The following is a 16,794-nucleotide window of genomic DNA, read 5'->3' on the forward strand; positions in this document are numbered from 1 at the left end:
GGTAACCCATGCTTATTACTGCATTGCGGACCGCCATCCTGATGGCGGCGATGCTGGCCGGCTGTCTGCAGGCCGGAACACTGGATGATATTCGTGCTCTTGAAGCCGGAAAAACGGGCCGCAGCGCCCCTGCAATGGACGCTCTCAGCCTGCCGGAGAACAGGGCGACACCGACAACAGACCGTGTCGCTCAGGATACGTCACCGGTCTGGTATACGCTGAGTGACGGGCGGAAAGTTAACCTGCAGGACTGGAAGGTGGTGCTGTTCATGCAGTCGACCTGCCCGTACTGCCGCCAGTTTGCGCCGGTTCTTAAAGCCTTTTCTCAGCAAACCGGTCTTGACGTTTTCCCCATCAGCCTTGACGGGAAGGGGGATGCCGAATTCCCCGACGTCCTGCCGGCAACACCGGATGTGATGGTGGAATATTTCCAGAGTGGCCTGCCGGTGGCCACGCCAACAACCTTTCTGACCAACGTCAACACGATGGAAACCTGGCCGCTGCTGCAGGGGGCCGCAGAGACTGGTGAGTTTCGCAGCCGGCTCGATGAGGTACTGCGTATGGCACTGGCTCGGCAGTCAGGGAAAAGCATTCCACTCAACGCGCAGGGACAACAATAATGCGACTGAAACCGCTCTGCCTGGCCTTTGCGCTGGGCCTGTACAGTGCAGGAACGGCGCATGCCGGGCTGCAGGATGACATGAATTCATTCTTTAATGACATGAGTTATGCCAGCAATACCACCTCGGCAAAAGCCTGGCAGGGGCAGGCTGCACGTTATGTCTCCGGCGGCTCGTTTTATGCGCGCACCGGTAACAAGAACATTCAGCTGGTTTCCATCAGTCTGCCGTCCATTAACGCAGGGTGTGGCGGGATTGATGTGTATCTGGGCGCGTTCTCTTTCATAAACTCCGACCAGATTATGGCGTTTGTGAAACAGACGATGGCCAACGCGGCGGGCTACTTCTTTGACCTTGCGCTGGAAACCACTGTACCAGAACTGAAGGCTGCGAAAGACTTCCTGCAGAAGATGGCCGCTGATATTAACCGGTTCAATATGTCCAGCTGTCAGGCGGCAAAAGCGATGGTCGACAGCGTGGCATCGCTGTGGGGTGAGAGTCAGCAGAACGTCTGCCAGTCTGTTGGCGGGCAGAAAAGTGTCTTTTCAGACTGGGTGGCCTCCCGTCAGGGGTGTACCTCCGGCGGCAAATACGGCTCCGTCGCAGACAAAGCCACTGGTGCGGAAAAGGACCAGGTCCTGAAGGATATAAACCTGATGTGGGATGCGCTCGGCAACAGCTCGCTCAGCAGCAATGCAGAGTTGCGTCAGTTCGCCATGAGCATCAGTGGCTCGGTGATTTTCGGCAGTTCCGGGGAAGTGCGAATCCTGTCTTCGATGGCATCCGACAGGAGCCTGCTGACAGCGATGATGAGCGGCGGTAGTGCGAAAGTATACGTCTGCGATAACCAGAATAAATGCCTGTCCCCGACCCTAAATAACGTGACGATTTCCGCAGACAAATCGCTTATTAAGATGGTGCAGGACATGCTGACCAGCATCGAGAACAAGGCCATCACCGACACGCCGCTGACGGAAAAAGAGAAGCAGTTCATCAACAGTACCTCCATCCCCATTCTCTCCTGGATTGTGGATCAGTCGTCACTGAGTGTCTCGCAGTCCCTTTTTGCCCAGCTGACAGATTACATCGCGGTCGACATCTATCTGCAGTATCTGGAAGCCGTGATGAAGGTGGTTAACGGATCTCTTGCCACCAAAGATTACCCAGGCGCCAATATGAAAGAGTTGAAAAGCGGGCTGGCCGACGCGCGTCAGGCGCTTAACTCGCTGCGTATGGAAGTGCAGATCAAAGAAGATGCCCTTATCTCCGCGCAGCAGCAAATCCGCTTTATCCGCCAGCAGGTCTCCTCAAAAATGAGCGATCGTGTGCTGGGTAACTACCAGTTCAGCAGGGTGAATTGATATGGCCGTTGATACGATTTACACCGTTGCCGGCGGGGCGTGGTTTCAGGATACGCTTAATGGCGTGGCGGCATTTTTTAACAGCAGGGCCGGAGACTCACTGATTGCTATGGCCACCGCCGTATCGGTGATTGTCGGGGCGGCAACCTATATCCGCACACGCAATATTATGGACCTCGTCAAATGGGCCGGGTTTTATGTCCTGGTGATTGCCGTTCTGGTCGGGGACAAGCGGAACGTGCAGATTATTGACCTGTCTGAGCCAGCGGCCATCTATCAGGTGGATAATGTCCCGACCGGCCTTGCAGCCCCGGCCAGCCTGATAACCCGTATTGGGGCCGGAATGGCACAGGTTTACGATTTTGTGTTTGCCCGGCCGGACGCGCTGACTTACAGCAAAACCGGGATGCTGTTCGGCGCGCAGCTGGCGGCGGGGAGCAGTGACTTCCGGTTCTCTGAGCCGGAAATTCAGCGCATGTTCTCTGATTACGTTCATAACTGCGTGGTGGGTGACATTATGCTGAACAATAAGTACAGCATTGGCGATCTGATGAATTCTACAGACCCATACGCGCTGATATTCAGTAAACCCAGCCCGCTGCGTGGTCTGTATGACAAAAACCGCAATTTTCTGACCTGCGAGCAGGCCACAACCAAAATAAACACTGATTCGAGTGATATCAGTGGCCGAAATATGTTTCCGTTTCTCCAGCAGGTGCTTAACCGGATGCACGGTTTCACGAACCAGGTCTTTGGTCCGACAAACGGTGCCAGTACGGCACTGTTCACCGAAATGCTGGGCGACAGTTACAGCTATTTTCACGGTACGTCTCTGACCTCCACCGAAATTATCCGCAAGAACGTGATAATGAATGGTTTGCGCAGCGGTCTGGAGAGTTTTTCCGCCCAGAACGGTGATACGGCGGGACTGGTGAATGTGGCCACCCAGACCTCAATGGCCAAAATGCGCCTGTCTCAGGCGACCAGTGCATCCATCGCTGCCAACACGCTGCCGGTGATGCACAGCGTTCTGCTGGGCATGACAATGGCGCTGTTCCCGGTGCTGATTGTTCTGGCCGTGGTGAGTTCCCTGTCCTGGACCATTATCAAAGGCTATATCTACACCATTGCCTATCTGCAGATGTGGCCCATTCTGTTCTCCATACTGAACCATGCGATGAACTTCTACCTGCAGGGCAAACTCAACGGGACGGCGGTGACGCTGGCCACCTTTGACCAGGTGCAGAATACCTATTCAGATATCGGCACCACAGCCGGCTGGCTGGCGCTGTCCATCCCGTTTATCGCCTGGGGGATGGTAAAAGGCCTGGGACAGGTGGTGTCGCAGGCGGGGAACTATCTGGGGCAGACCCTGCAATCAGCCTCCACACAGTCGTCCTCGCAGGCCATTGACGGCAACTGGTCGTATAACAATATGACGACCGGGAATGTACAGGGTAACAAGTGGGATACCAACTACAGCCATCGTGAAGGTCATATGACTAACCAGCTTGAGAGCGGGGCGACGAAAACCCTGACGTCGTCCGGACAGTCGGTCTACAACACCACGGAAGCAATTTCAAAATTACCGGTCGATATTGCGCTGGGTAAAACTGCATCCAGCAGTTGGCAGCAGCAGCAACGTGATGCCCTGAGCGAAGCGCAGAGCCTCAGCAACAGTCTGTCACAGACCTCCAGCCTGGCCACCTCGCAGATGAGTCAGTGGAGCCAGCAGAGGGGAAACAGCGACACCACGGTGACAGGCAGCGATGCTTCTGCCAGCAGCAATCTGACCAAAGCGCTGAACACCATTCAGTCTATTGGTTCACGCTATGCCCGGGATGAAAATACCACTCTGGCGGAAGGGATTCGGGCAGCTGCAACGAAGAGCCAGGATATGAGTTTGGGTGCAGGTGCCAGTGTGAGCGGGAAACTAAATTCTGAGCGTCAGTTTGCAGGTAAAATCGCTGAATTTGCTACAGGTGTTTCCGTCGGCGCTGAGGCGCATCTGAAGGGAGAATATACGGGGCGGAGCGGTTCCTCCCACGGCACCAGTTCCGATCTGACCCAGCAGGGCGGGACCAGCAAAGGGTTCAGTGCTCAGGAGCTTAAGGATTTCCGCGACGCAATGGACGTGGTGAGTTCCAGCCGTGTGACCGACAGTGGCAGCCATACGGACAACGCATCAGCTTCCCTGGCGAACCAGTTGTCGTCCACCTTCTCCAGCCTGAAAAGTCAGGCATCGCAGTATAATGATGCGGTTACCCGCAGCCATGAATACTCACAGCTGGCCAGCTATGCAGAGAACAACAGTGCCAGTATTAACCAGAACTACTCGCAGGAGTTTGTCGGGTATGTCACCAGTAAGCGTCCGGGTGAAGCTGACCAGTTGCTTTCTGACGCGGCCAGCCCGGAAGTCCGTGCCGAGCGTGACAGACTGGCGCAGGCATTTGTGGAAGACCGCATGAAGCCGCAATTACTGCAGGAGTTTGAGCAGAACAGGGGCCGTACCGGTGAGGGGATGGGAAGTGTGGGAGCTTCCTCTGGTGGCGGTAATCTGCAGAGTGAATATGATACGCAACAGACACAAATGGAAAACCGGGCAAATGCTGGCGGCGTGAGGCAGCAGGATGATGTCAGCAGTGATGTGGCTGACAGACGCCGTCACGCTGAATCTCAGGTAAATAGTGAAAAAAATACTGTGATCTCATCCGGCAATACACCGAAGGAAGAATACAATCGCTTGCAGAGTGAGCATGAACAGGGTAATAAAAACTTTAATGAAGCGAAATTATCTGAAAATGAAAGGCAAAAATTCTATAAGAATGATGCTTTTACGGATTATGAAGATAAAATTAAGGATATAAAGGACGAGCTAGGAAAGAAATCAAAAGATTTAATGTAAGAGGGATTTATGAAAAAGTCAGAGCTTGAAAAAGATGTTGATGATTTACTGAAAAGATTAGTTTCCAGTGACTATGATATTCCGGAGAATTCTGGTGTTATGAAGATTCTCCTGCGGAAATTGTTCATGGTAACGTTTATTGGAGTAGTGCTAGTTAGTTTGAACTTTTTGTTGTATCAGGATGAATGGCGTGACCTTCTGGCAGTGCTTGTGTTTTCTATATTGCCTCTTGCGATTTTTAGCCTTGTTTTCATCGCGTCTTTGTATCAGCCGATTAGTATGTATCTGTCATTAACTGATGAAATAAAAGAAAGTTCTTTAGTTGTTCAGTTGTTAATAAAGAAAGTAAGACATTATTGGCATGTGCTGTTTGCTTTGAATTGTGCGGTTGGCATTGTATTGCTTTTTATAGATGATGGTTTTGTTGTTGGATTCGGTGCAGCATGGTTTGTAACGTACATTATGGGGATTATAGCGTTTCAGACATCACTATCCCGATACATGACCCCTGCAGTGGTAAGCAGTTTATCTAAAGTGAAAGAGTTGCTTTCTGCCTCCCCAAAATAAACGTCTGATTTTGTGACGCATTCTGAAAATTCGCAAAGTACAACCATAGTGTTGATGTGGTTGTGCTTCTGCCTGTACATTAACTATACGCACATTGAATGTGTGGAGTAATAACAATAAGTACCTCCGGGTATTGCATATAACATGCGACTTATATGGAAATGAGAAAACTATATGAAACATAACGTTAAGCTGATGGCAATGACTGCCGTTTTATCCTCCGTCCTCGTGCTCTCTGGGTGTGGCGCGATGAGCACAGCGATTAAGAAACGTAACCTCGAAGTCAAAACTCAGATGAGTGAAACCATCTGGCTGGAGCCGTCCTCACAGAAAACCGTGTATCTCCAGATAAAAAATACCTCTGACAAAGACATGTCCGGCCTGCAGGCGAAAGTGACCAAAGCTGTTCAGGATAAGGGCTATACCATCACGTCATCGCCGGACAGCGCACACTACTGGATTCAGGCCAATGTCCTGAAAGCCGATAAAATGGACCTGCGTACTGCCCAGGGGTTCCTGAGCCAGGGCTACGAAGGCGCGATAACGGGCGCTGCATTAGGTGCGGGGATCACCGGTTATAACTCCAGTTCTGCCGGCGCGACATTAGGTGTTGGCCTGGCGGCGGGCCTGGTGGGAATGGCCGCTGACGCGATGGTGGAAGATATCAACTATACGATGGTGACGGATATTCAGATTTCTGAAAAAACCACCGCAAGCGTGCAGACCGATAATGTCGCCGCCCTGAAACAGGGTACCTCCGGATATAAAGTGCAGACCAGCACGCAGACCGGTAATCAGCATAAATACCAGACCCGTATCGTGTCATCTGCCAATAAAGTTAACCTGAAATTCAAAGAAGCAAAACCTGTCCTCGAAGATCAGCTGGCGAAATCTGTCGCCAATATTTTGTAATACACTCAGGGTGGCCGCCAGGCCACCCTGTTTTAAATCTCAGCTTCCTGAAATACATCACATTATTTAATTACATCAAATAATCTGTTAGCGCATGCAGACAGACCTGTATCCGGCATGTCTGCTGGTTACCTGCTTCCGGGAAAATATAATGAGCCTGAATCCTCGCGACTTAACGCAGGGCGGTCAGGTCGCTTTTATGCGCCTGAAAATGTTTCTGCAGATAAATAATCTGATTTCTTATTACGTTATTATGGGGACGGTATTATTTGGTCTTGCCGTTCTGCTGATACGAATGAGCATTCAGAATCTGACCAACGGTATTATTTACTGGTTCGTCCGGTGGATGTCGCCGTTTACGGAAAGAATGGTCAGCCAGCCGGTTTATAATATCCGGTATTACGAACATACCCTGCAGTACAGCGCCCGGCAGATCCTCAGCGACAATTACACCGCCTATTGCGGGCAGTTGCTTAAACAGGAGCTGATAATTGCCGGTTGCGCTTCGCTGCTCGTCGCGTTTCTGGCCACGTTCGCCGTGTACTGGTATCTCGGGCGTACCGGTCGTCAGCAGAGCGAAGATGAAATCATCGGGGGCCGCGTCCTCAGTGAGTCCCCGAAAGACGTTGCCCGCCTGATGAAAAAACGTGGAGAAGCCTCCGATATTCGTATCGATGACCTGCCGCTGAAGCTGGATTCTGAAATTCAGAATATGGCTATGCATGGCACGGTATCAACCGGTAAATCCACCCTGATGCGCAAGATTTTAAGGCAGCTTCGTGACAGGGGCGATCTGGTCATTATCTACGACAAAGGCTGTACGTTCGTTGAGGACTTCTACGACGAATCCCGGGATAAAGTACTTAACGCGCTGGATTCCCGTTGCCCGAACTGGGACTTGTGGGAGGAATGCCGCTCTATCGCCGAACTGGAGAATGCCAGTACGACTCTGATCCCGGCCAGTAGCGGTGAAGATCCTTTCTGGCAGGGTAGTGCGCGCACCATCTTCGCAGAAGGTGCCGAGCGCATGCGTAAGGATGCAGACCGCAGCTACAACAAATTCCTGCGGACACTGCTGGCCATAAAGCTGGATCAGTTACGGGCTTTCCTGGCCGGTACACCAGCCTCCACACTGGTTGACGGAAAAATTGAGAAGACAGCCATCTCTATCCGGAGCGTTCTGACAAACTACGTTAAAGCGCTGCGCTACCTGCAGGGCATTGACCGTCCGGGACGGGAGAAGTTTACCATCCGGGAATGGATGAAAGGCCAGACCGATAAATCGAAGAATGGCTGGCTTTTTATTACCTCCGATGAACAGAACCATGAGTCCCTCAAGCCGCTTATTTCACTGTGGCTCAGCATTGCCGCCACCAGTCTTCTCGCTATGGGGCCGAACCGGCAGCGGCGTGTCTGGTTCTTCTATGACGAACTGGCGTCGCTGCATAAATTGTCCTCATTACCGAGGATTATTTCAGAAGCCCGTAAATTTGGCGGTTGTTTTGTGCTGGGTTTTCAGAACATCGCCCAGATGGAAGAAATCTATGGTCCTAAAGCTGCAGCGGGGCTGTTTGACCTGCTGAACACCAAATTCTTTTTTCGTTCCCCGAGTGCGGAAATTGCGCAGTTTGTGGAAAAAGATCTGGGGGAAACCCGGCGTAAAAAATTCAGTGAACAGACCAGCTTCGGCCATGAGCAGGTCCGTGACGGGATTTCATTCGGCAAGGAGGAAGAGCGTGTCACGGTGGTGACCTATTCAGACGTCCAGAAACTTAACGATCTGCAGTGTTATGTCACCCTGCCCGGTGACTATCCCGTTGTAAAACTCTCCATGAGTTATGAGGCTATGCCCAAAGTGGCAGATGCCCTGTTGCTGCGTGACGTACAGACGAGTCTTGATCAGACACTTGAGGATGAAATCCGGCGCCGTAGTGAAGAAGAACGGCACAAGTTTGCCGGATTGTTCGAGGGAGAATCGTTAATTCAGGCTGTTCCGGGCGGTGCGTTTATACCGGAGGGTAATCTTTCGAATACCCCTCCCCCTTCTGCCGACCTGGTGGCTGCTGTTCTCGCGGAAGCGAACACGCCTCCTGCGACGTCGCCATTGCAGACAAAGGGTGTTTCCAGCGATGCAGATACCGAAAACACGGCTTCCACTGCAGTTGCCGCTGAAGGTGGCTCAGCCTCCACCGGAGGGACTGAGCGTGATATCGAACAGGATTTATCACAGGATGTTCCCCCGGGCCTGAACAGCGACGGTGAGGTTGTGGATTTCGCAGCGTATGAGGCATGGGCTCAGACCTCACACCAGACTCGCGATATGACCCGCAGGGAAGAGGTCAACATCAACCATGCGACAGATAAAACGCATGACTTTGATGACGACAGGGAGGTGTTCTGATGCTCTCCATTTCTTCCATCAAGGGTGATGCGGGCTATTACAGTCACGAAGACAACTACTATGCCAGCGGTTCGCTGGAGTCTCGCTGGCTGGGAGATGGCGCGGAGAAACTGGGCCTGAAGGGCGAAGTCGCCAACGCCGATATGGATGCGATACGTCAGGGCAAACTTCCTGACGGTACCGATCTCTCCAGGATGGTCAATGGCGTGAATAAACACCGCAGTGGCTACGACCTGACTTTTTCAGCCCCCAAAAGTGTATCGATGATGATCCTCATTGGTGGTGATACCCGCCTGCTTGATGCGTGGAACCGTAGTGTTGAAAACGGCATGAAAGAGGTAGAGAAGCTTATCAGCGCGCGCATCACAGACAGTGGAAAAACCGATACTGTTCTGACGGGAAACATGGTGGCCGCACTGTACAACCATGATACCTCCCGTGCTTTAGATCCGCAGATCCATACGCATGCGCTGGTGTTCAATACCACGTTTGCGGAAGACAAATGGCGGGCGCTGGCCAGCGATACACGTATGAAAACCGGATTCGGTGAAAATCTGTATGCGCTGCAGGTGGCGATCGGAAACCTCGTACTGCAACCATTCAGACAGGAGGCGGAAAAACTTGGTTATGAAACGGTTGCAGCCGGTAAAAATGGTCTCTGGGAGCTGAAAGATGTTCCCGTTGCGCCGTTTTCGACCCGAAGTCAGGCTATTAGCGAAGCGGCAGGGCCGGATGCGTCCAAAAAATCCCGCGACGTTGCCGCACTTGATACCCGCCAGGCTAAAGCCTGGGCCGACCCGGACCTGCTGAAAGCTGAATGGCGCCGGCGCTTAACCGATGAAAAATTCGATATCGATAACTACATCGGCCAGGCGCAGACGCGGGCAGAGCCACCAGGCTCTGCTGTCGGCGGTACAGAGGGTATTCGGGTTACAGGCCAGCCTGGTGGTGCGTCTTCCGCTAAGATTTCTGAGTCAGACGTGCAGAGAGCCGTCAGTGACACGATTTCGGCGTTGTCAGAGAAGAAGGTCCAGTTCACCTGGTCGGAGATGCTGGCCGGCACGGTCAACCGTCTGCCCTCCGCACCAGGTCTGTTTGAGCAGGCCCGTGCCGGGATTGAGGCCGCAATTGAAGGGCAGCGCCTTATCCCGCTGGACCGGGAGAAGGGCATCTTCACCTCTGATATCCACCTGCTGAACGAACTCAGCGTCCATCAGCTGGCGCGCACGGCCGTTGCGGAACAAACCGTGCTGGTCTTTCCGGAACGGGCAAAAGAGCGTGATATGCCTGCCGGGGATGCGGTCTCGGTCCTGACGCAGGATAAAAGCCCGATGGCCATTCTCAGCGGTCGCGGAGGCGCGCAGACCCTGCGTGAGCGCACGGAGGACGTGGCCATGATGGCCCGCGCCCAGGGCCGTGAAGTGATGGTGATTGCGGCCGACGGTCGCAGTGGCCAGTTCCTGGCGGAAAGCCCGCACCTGGCAGGCCAGGTGATGCTGCGCACGCAGATGAACGCTGACACTGTACTGCCGGTGCAGGGGACAGTCATCGTCGACCGGGCTGAGCGGCTGTCGCTGAAGGAAACCGTCCTGCTGCAGGAAAAGGCACTCAGTGCCGGGGCGCAGCTGATATTTATGGACACTGAGAACCGGCAGGGAACGGGCAATGCCCTGTCGGTGCTGAAAGAGGCGGATATTCCCCAGTACCGGTTTTACGGCACGCAGCTGCCGGCGGTGCGGCTGGTCAGCGAGGCAGACAAGCGGAGCCGCTACAGCCAACTGGCGCAGGACTATGTGCATCTGTCAGCGGAAGGACGGGATGTCGTGGCCCAGGTGACCGGTGCCCGGGAACAGCAGCAGCTGACGGAGGTTATCCGGGATACGCGGCGTGAGGCCGGAGAGCTGGGCCGGGAGCAGGTGACGCTGCAGGTACTGGAGCCGGTGTGGCTGGACAGCAAAACCCGCCATCAGCGGGATAATTACCGGCCCGGGATGGTGATGGAGCAGTGGGACGCGGAGAAGAAAACGATGACCCGGCACACCATCGACCGGGTGGCAGAGGCCACCAACAGTCTGGTGCTGCAGGGAGAAGACGGCAGTCGTCTGACCCTGAAGGTGACGCAGGTGGACGGCAGCTGGAGCCTGTACCGCAGCCGGACACTGGAGGTTTCTGAAGGGGACCGCGTCAGGGCGCTGGGGCGGGAGCTGAAGGGAGCCATTAAAGCGAAAGAGCAGTTTACGGTGGCGGGGCTGGAAAACGGCGCGGTACGGCTGCGCAGTGGCGACCGGGAACTGCGTCTGCCCACAGACCGGGCCGTGAAGCTGGCCCATGACTATGTGGAAGGGACCGGGGCGGGTACCAGCGTGTCGCGCACGGTGCTGGCCGCTGTCGGTCCGCGAGGGCTGAACAAACAGGTTCTGAATGCGCTGGCTCAGAGCGGCGGCGATATCCGGATTTATACGCCGCTGGAAGCCCGGCAGGCAGCGCGCAAAGTGGAGAGTGTGTCTGCGGTGCGACTGGCCAGTGACCAGGTCCGTCAGTCGACCGGCGAGGCAAATCTGGATACGGCCATACAGGCCAGCCGTGAGCGTCTGATGTCGGATGCGGAGCAGGCGGTGAGTCTGGCCATCCCGCGTGCGCAGCAGGGGCAGATCCATCTCAGTGAACTTACCCTGCTGGCCGAAGCGGTGAAGTCGGGCCAGCGGCTGGCGGATGTCCGGACTGAAATAACCCGGCAGGTGGACAGCGGGGCGCTGATTAAGCTGGACTCAGTCGCCGGGGCAGGAAACCGCGTCCTGGTACCGCGTGTGGCGTATGAAATGGAAAAGACCATCATCCGCCATATTGCAGAGGGTAAGGAGGCGGTACAGCCCCTGATGGCGCTGACGCCTGCCTCGGTACTGGCGGGCCTGACTGCAGGTCAGCGGGAGGCTACCCGGACGGTACTGGAGAACACTGACCGCTTTATGGCCATTCAGGGCTATGCAGGGGTGGGGAAAACCACCCAGTTCCGGGCAGTGATGGGTGCTCTGAACACCCTGTCTGAATCCGTGCGCCCGCAGGTCATCGGCCTGGGACCCACACACCGGGCCGTGCATGAGATGCGTGAGGCCGGGGTGGAGGCACGCACGCTCGCCAGTTTCCTCAGTGAAACCCGGCTGGCCATTCAGGGCGGGGAAACGCCGGACTTTCGCAACGTCCTGTTTCTGACCGATGAGAGCTCGATGGTGGGCAACCGCGACATGGCAGAACTCTACCAGCTGGTTGCCGCAGGTGGCGGACGAATGGTCTCCAGCGGGGACACCGCGCAGCTGCAGGCCATATCAACTGGTCTGCCGTTCCGCCTGGTGCAGCAGCGCAGCGCCATCGATACGGTGGTGATGCAGGAGATTGTCCGCCAGACCCCGGCGCTGCGTCCGGCGATTGAAAGCATCATCGCCGGTCAGGTGGCGACATCCCTGCGTCAGGTGGATGACGTCACCCCACAGCAGGTCCCGCGTCAGCCCGGGGCCTGGGTGCCCGATAACTCGGTCATGGAAATCCGTGCGCCGAAAAAGGACCAGGAGCCGGGTTATCTCGTGGCTGCCGGCGAACAGACACTGACGCCAGAACAGCTGGCCCTGATGCGGACTGACATCATTGAAGCCATCCGGGATGACTGGATGGGCCGTACTCCGGAGGCGCAGCAGCAGACGCTGGTTGTGGCGGAGCTGAACGCTGACCGTCATGCCATCAATGAGGCCATCCATGCCGCCCGCCATGAAAAGGGGGATACCGGCGCAGAAGAACGCACGTTCACCGTGCTGGAGCCGCTGCGTGTTCCGGATAACGTTCTGCGGGCCGTCGAAACGTTTGCGGAGTATACCGGCGCAGTGGCCATGATGAACGAGCGCTACTGGACGGTGGCAGACGTGAACGCTGAGGACGCCGTGGTCACACTGCGTAATGCCGACGGGGAGTCGGTACTGATTTCCCCCCAGCAGAACACGTCGCAGGATATTTCCCTCTTCACACCCCGCGATCTGACGCTCAGCCAGGGGGACCGGGTGCGCTTTACCCGCTCGGACACCGACCGCGGCTATGTGGCCAACAGCCTGTGGGAGGTGGCCGGATTCACTGACGAGGGAGCCATTCGTTTCCGTCAGGGAGAGCAGGAGAAAATCGTTGACCCACAGGTCATGACGGAGGACCGTCATATTGACCTCGCTTACGCCCTGACGGTGTATGGCGTGCAGGGGGCCAGCGAGCGATTTGCCATTGCCCTGACCGGGACCGAAGGCGGCAGGAAAAGAATGGCGTCTCTGGAATCCACTTACGTGACGCTGTCACGCGCAAAAGAGCATGTGCAGGTCTACACCGACAACCTGGCGGGCTGGCGTGCCGATGCCCGGCACTCAAATGCCGGTCAGACCGCCCACGACCTGCTGCACCAGAAAAGCGACTACGAATCCGACATCGGCAACCGACTGCTGGCCACCGCCTCACGGCTGGATAAAACCGCGCTGGGACGCAGGGTTCTGGCGGAAAACGGCCTGGAGGGCGAAACAATGGCCCGTTTTATCGCGGCAGGTAAAAAATACCCGACACCGTATGTGGCCCTGCCAGCGTGGACCCGTCACGGAAAAGAAGCCGGGGCACTGCTGACCGAAATCCGCATTGAGGATGACGGGATGCGCGTGGTGCTCAGTGATGAGTCCCGGCTGCGTGGCGGTGAAGATGCGCAGTTCGCCGGACTGCAGGCGAGCCGGAATGGACACACACTCATTGCTGATGATGCACAGACGGCGCTGCGCCTGGCACAGGAGAACCCGGAGAGCGGGGTGGTGATACACCTGCACGGTGAAGAACGGTTGCTCAATGCAGCCCGCCTGACCGGGGGACGAATCACTGAGCCTGATGAGGTGGCACGGACAGTGCGCAGTGTGGCGGAGGCTGAATCGGCGGCGAAAGCGGAAGACCCCATTACGCTGCCTCCGGACGAGCAGGCGAAACTGGCAGAGACACAGGAAAAAGCGGCCCGGGAGCTGGCGGAGCTGGCCCGGCAGGAACTGCTGCCGGCAGTGCCGGGTGAGGAGAGCACAAGACCCGAACCCCTGTTGTCTTCCGATGAAGAACGTCGCCTGCGTGACGGTACAGCCCGGGGAGAACGTGAGCTGGATGAGGCCATTCAGGAAGCGGTGGCGGACGGTCGGGGTATCCGCCAGCAGGTGCGCGAACAGATGTTGCGTACCGAGCGTGAGTGGGTGGTGAATGTACCGGAAAAAGACATTGAGCTGGAAAAAACTCTCGGTGGGGACTGATTCAGGGAGGATATGTGTATGGTTGCCGGAATAATCATCATTGCCATTTTGCTCGCCGGATTTGTGGTATTGCTCAGGCAGGCCGGTTCAGCCCGACATCCACTTTTGCAGAGACTGCGTGAAAAAGGGATTCGGCCGGGCAGAACTGAACTGCTGCTGTGCCGCAGAGTGTCATTCGTCAGTGCCGGTCAGTTGATGACGGAACGGGAACAGCGTTTTCTGCGCCGGCTCGACAGGGTGACCGATACCCGCCAGTGGCGGTTGTGCCCGCAGGTTCGTGTGGCCGATATCGTCAGAGTGGCGCCCGATCGTAAGTCCAGGAGCCGTGAATGGTGGCAACTGTTCCGCCTGGTATCGCAGTGGCACTGCGATGTGGTTATCACGGACCGCACCGGGCGAATCATTGTGGCAGTGGAACTGGACGATCGTTCCCATCAGGCGCCGAAACGTCAGCGGCGTGACCTGCTGCTGGAAGAGGTGCTGAAACAGGCGGGTATCCCGCTGCTGCGTGGCGATGATGAGCAGCAACTGGCTGAGCGCGTCAGGGCACACCTTTGCGCACAACGACCGGAGGCTGCCGCATGAATCCGGGGAAATCTGTTGCCCTGCATCCTTTCAGGCCGGTCCTGAATTTCTCCGCGCTGCAGCGCGATGTTATCCGGATGGCCGCGTTTATGGCAATGGTGGGGGACCACATCGCCACTGCCTTTCAGCTGGATGTACCCTTACTGAACATGGCCGGGCGTTGTGCATTCCCCCTGTTTGCGCTGGTCAGCGGCTGTAACATGGCAGGCAAAACCCTGCGTCAGCACAGCCTCAACCGCCTGTGGCTGATGGCACTCCTGGCCCAGCCGGGTTACTGGCTGGCCTTCAGGGAAGCCGGACTCATGTGGTGGCAACTGAATATCCTGTTTGCCTTCGCCGTTGTCATGCAGGTGACCCGCTTCCTGCAGGCGGCGACCGTGCTTAATGGCGTTGCAGCTTTCACGGCCCTGGTGGGATACCTGCCGCTTGGCTCCGCCAGTTACAGCATACCTGGTCTGCTGATGCTCGCCGGTGCGCTGCTTATCTGGCAGGTCCGGGACTCACTGCGGCCAGCCCTGTTTGCTGTCTGGCTGTTGCTGGTCGCCCTGCTTAATGCCCGGCACGGTGATGTGATGATGCTCTCCGGCGTACTGCTAACGCTGGCTGTGCTGTTTTGCGTGCACGGGCTGGTACCGGCTTCCGGACGACGACTGCAGGCCGGACGGTGGTTTGCTCCAGCGTATGCCATCCATCTGCTGTGTATTGGTTTTCTGGTCAGTATTCTCTGACCTGTTTCTGCAAGTGAAGTAAATCATATGGAAAAAAGCAAAATGCAGTAACGGCCTGACGCCTCCGCAGGGCGTCGTTGTCCAACCCCGGCAATCGGGGGAAAAACGAGTTTCCCCCGATTCCGGCGTTTCTGAATACATCCAGCAAAGGAAATACAATGCAAACAATGCCTAAAAAACATATGTGCCGATGGCTTCTGCCCGGCCTGCTCGGTCTGGTTCTGTGCGCGCCAGTACCGAATACTTACGCAGCCACCGTTGAGGCAGGATTTTCTCCGGAAGGTACAGCTCTCCAGCTGGTTCTTAAGACAATTGAGACCGCGCAACAGGAAATCCGTCTGATGGGCTATTCCTTCACCTCTCCGGAGGTGGCCAGGGCACTTGTCAGGGCAAAACGTCGAGGCGTAGATGTGGGCGTGGTTCTGGACTGGAAAGCTAATACCGGAAAGAACAACAACGCCAGTAAAGCAGCCATGAACATTCTGGTTGGTGCTGGTATCCCGGTTCGTACAGTCAGTGCCTACAAAATTCTCCACGACAAAGTGATCGTCGTTGATGGCCGCAACACCCAGGTCGGCTCATTTAACTTCAGCCGGGCTGCAGACCGTTCGAATTCGGAGAACGTGCTTGTCGTCTGGGATGACCCAGTCTTAGCCCGCAGCTACCTGAACCACTGGACATCCCGCTGGGCGCAAGGAACGGACTGGAAACAGACGTACTGACATCCCCAGAAACGATCCTGAAACGTAAACCGTGCGCCAACACAGGTTACGTTCATAAAGTAAGTCGCTGATTTCAGGAATCTGTAGTATTCTCTGCAAACGATCCAAGTTTGATCCTTGAGGAGGCAGAGATGTCGCAGATCGAAAATGCAGTAACTTCCTCATCGAAACGCATTTACAGAAAGGGTAATCCCTTATCTTCCGCTGAGAAGAAGAGATTATCTATTTCGCGGAAAAAAACGACGCATAAAGAGCTGAATGTTTTCATTCAAAACGTGCATAAAGAAAGCTTACAGCAGCTTTGTGAAGAGGCTGGAACTACTCAGGCTCAAATGATTGAGTTACTAATTGAACGGGAAATGGCCAAGAGAGCCTGAGATAAGAAGGTGAATGAGTCACTTTCTTGATCGTCTCGTCAGTGAGTGCTAGATTGCTGATCGTCTAAAGAATTTTGATGGCTGGCCACGCCGTAAGGTGGCAGGGAACTGGTTCTGATGAGGTGTCTACCCGGGACCAGAAAAGCAAAAACCCCGATAATCTTTCTATTCTTGGCGGGACAGAAGATTAACGGGGCCTACTTAAACTGTATAGAAGCTGTTGCTCTATGCAGGGAGTATAGTTTTATGCTCAGAAAAGTTCAATACTTGTTTCTGCGCCATTTGCTCCTTCCGTGCAACATAAGTGCGGGCGGGT

The 16,794-nt window shown here is 55.4% G+C and carries 12 protein-coding genes and 1 pseudogene; 12 read left to right on the plus strand and 1 reads right to left on the minus strand.

Going from position 1 to position 16,794, the window contains the following annotated elements; translation table 11 throughout:
- Window positions 1-8: 8 nt before the first annotated feature.
- From trbB to AC534G_RS27205, 11 genes are all read left to right on the plus strand, one after another.
- A complete protein-coding gene (trbB, locus tag AC534G_RS27155; RefSeq protein ID WP_275396319.1) occupies window positions 9-620 on the plus strand; it encodes a type-F conjugative transfer system pilin assembly thiol-disulfide isomerase TrbB in 612 nt (203 codons plus the stop codon).
- The gene (traH, locus tag AC534G_RS27160; protein ID WP_275396320.1) at window positions 620-1,981 is read left to right on the plus strand and encodes a conjugal transfer pilus assembly protein TraH; all 1,362 of its coding nucleotides are present in this window, start codon (window positions 620-622) and stop codon (window positions 1,979-1,981) included. The genes trbB and traH overlap by 1 nt, the downstream gene beginning before the upstream one ends.
- A 1-nt stretch (window position 1,982) precedes the next feature.
- Window positions 1,983-4,886, plus strand: a complete 2,904-nt coding sequence (gene traG, locus AC534G_RS27165) for a conjugal transfer mating-pair stabilization protein TraG (protein WP_275396321.1) — start codon at window positions 1,983-1,985, stop codon at window positions 4,884-4,886.
- Window positions 4,887-4,895: 9 nt separating this feature from the next.
- On the plus strand, window positions 4,896-5,453 hold the full coding sequence (locus tag AC534G_RS27170) for a protein traS (protein ID WP_220573332.1): 558 nt from the start codon (window positions 4,896-4,898) through the stop codon (window positions 5,451-5,453).
- 174 nt (window positions 5,454-5,627) lie between these two features.
- A complete protein-coding gene (gene traT, locus AC534G_RS27175) occupies window positions 5,628-6,365 on the plus strand; it encodes a conjugal transfer complement resistance protein TraT (protein WP_275396322.1) in 738 nt (245 codons plus the stop codon).
- A 151-nt stretch (window positions 6,366-6,516) separates the two neighbouring features.
- The gene (gene traD / locus AC534G_RS27180) at window positions 6,517-8,766 is read left to right on the plus strand and encodes a type IV conjugative transfer system coupling protein TraD (RefSeq protein ID WP_275396323.1); all 2,250 of its coding nucleotides are present in this window, start codon (window positions 6,517-6,519) and stop codon (window positions 8,764-8,766) included.
- The gene (gene traI, locus AC534G_RS27185) at window positions 8,766-14,066 is read left to right on the plus strand and encodes a conjugative transfer relaxase/helicase TraI (RefSeq protein WP_275396324.1); all 5,301 of its coding nucleotides are present in this window, start codon (window positions 8,766-8,768) and stop codon (window positions 14,064-14,066) included. The genes traD and traI overlap by 1 nt, the downstream gene beginning before the upstream one ends.
- 18 nt (window positions 14,067-14,084) lie before the next feature.
- A complete protein-coding gene (locus AC534G_RS27190) occupies window positions 14,085-14,651 on the plus strand; it encodes a DUF2726 domain-containing protein (protein WP_275213752.1) in 567 nt (188 codons plus the stop codon).
- Window positions 14,648-15,379: a type-F conjugative transfer system pilin acetylase TraX gene (gene traX, locus AC534G_RS27195; protein WP_275213754.1), complete on the plus strand. Its 732-nt coding sequence runs from the start codon at window positions 14,648-14,650 to the stop codon at window positions 15,377-15,379. The genes AC534G_RS27190 and traX overlap by 4 nt, the downstream gene beginning before the upstream one ends.
- Before the next feature lie 158 nt (window positions 15,380-15,537).
- Window positions 15,538-16,101 (plus strand): phospholipase D family nuclease, encoded by a 564-nt coding sequence (locus AC534G_RS27200; protein WP_047715669.1) that lies wholly within the window; start codon window positions 15,538-15,540, stop codon window positions 16,099-16,101.
- A 131-nt stretch (window positions 16,102-16,232) separates the two neighbouring features.
- Window positions 16,233-16,478, plus strand: a complete 246-nt coding sequence (locus tag AC534G_RS27205) for a replication regulatory protein RepA (protein WP_045912026.1) — start codon at window positions 16,233-16,235, stop codon at window positions 16,476-16,478.
- A gap of 38 nt (window positions 16,479-16,516) precedes the next feature.
- On the opposite strand, the pseudogene AC534G_RS27210 reads toward AC534G_RS27205, so the two are convergent.
- A pseudogene (locus AC534G_RS27210) lies at window positions 16,517-16,666 on the minus strand (replication protein RepA).
- 58 nt (window positions 16,667-16,724) lie between these two features.
- On the opposite strand from AC534G_RS27210, the gene tap reads away from it, so the two are divergent.
- A partial coding sequence (tap, locus tag AC534G_RS27215) for a RepA leader peptide Tap (RefSeq protein ID WP_275151283.1) occupies window positions 16,725-16,794 on the plus strand: 70 nt, incomplete at its 3' end.

This window comes from Citrobacter sp. CRE-46 (assembly GCF_059615875.1).

What these genes read in the sequence shown, in the direction of transcription:
- trbB (WP_275396319.1), top strand. Translation starts at nt 9, where the DNA reads ATGCTTATTACTGCATTGCGGACCGCCATCCTGATGGCGGCGATGCTG.
- traH (WP_275396320.1), top strand. Translation starts at nt 620, where the DNA reads ATGCGACTGAAACCGCTCTGCCTGGCCTTTGCGCTGGGCCTGTACAGT.
- traG (WP_275396321.1), top strand. Translation starts at nt 1,983, where the DNA reads ATGGCCGTTGATACGATTTACACCGTTGCCGGCGGGGCGTGGTTTCAG.
- AC534G_RS27170 (WP_220573332.1), top strand. Translation starts at nt 4,896, where the DNA reads ATGAAAAAGTCAGAGCTTGAAAAAGATGTTGATGATTTACTGAAAAGA.
- traT (WP_275396322.1), top strand. Translation starts at nt 5,628, where the DNA reads ATGAAACATAACGTTAAGCTGATGGCAATGACTGCCGTTTTATCCTCC.
- traD (WP_275396323.1), top strand. Translation starts at nt 6,517, where the DNA reads ATGAGCCTGAATCCTCGCGACTTAACGCAGGGCGGTCAGGTCGCTTTT.
- traI (WP_275396324.1), top strand. Translation starts at nt 8,766, where the DNA reads ATGCTCTCCATTTCTTCCATCAAGGGTGATGCGGGCTATTACAGTCAC.
- AC534G_RS27190 (WP_275213752.1), top strand. Translation starts at nt 14,085, where the DNA reads ATGGTTGCCGGAATAATCATCATTGCCATTTTGCTCGCCGGATTTGTG.
- traX (WP_275213754.1), top strand. Translation starts at nt 14,648, where the DNA reads ATGAATCCGGGGAAATCTGTTGCCCTGCATCCTTTCAGGCCGGTCCTG.
- AC534G_RS27200 (WP_047715669.1), top strand. Translation starts at nt 15,538, where the DNA reads ATGCAAACAATGCCTAAAAAACATATGTGCCGATGGCTTCTGCCCGGC.
- AC534G_RS27205 (WP_045912026.1), top strand. Translation starts at nt 16,233, where the DNA reads ATGTCGCAGATCGAAAATGCAGTAACTTCCTCATCGAAACGCATTTAC.